Here is a 248-nt window from a genome sequence, read left to right on the forward strand (position 1 = left end):
GTCGCGCTCCTGCCCGATTACCCGTTGCCCTTGCAGGAGATCAATCTGCTGTATCCGTCGCACCGGCATCCGTCGTCGATCGTTCGCGCGTATCTTGATTTTTGTCAGGAACGCCTGGGCGGCGACGACACGGGCGATGGCTCGTTCCCTTGACGTTGTACTTCTGCACACCGCGCGCGTTGTCCGCTGACGCCGCTGCCGTTATGTCATAACATGATGGATCTCGCAGCGCGGCTGCCGGCCACGGC

At 62.1% G+C, this 248-nt stretch carries 1 pseudogene; it reads left to right on the top strand.

The window, feature by feature from the left end:
• A pseudogene (locus SB771_RS36160) lies at nucleotides 1–153 on the top strand (LysR family transcriptional regulator); the annotation flags it as partial.
• Nucleotides 154–248: the final 95 nt, after the last annotated feature.

This window comes from Burkholderia sp. SIMBA_051 (assembly GCF_046534915.1).
Classification (GTDB): Bacteria; Pseudomonadota; Gammaproteobacteria; order Burkholderiales; family Burkholderiaceae; genus Burkholderia; species Burkholderia ambifaria.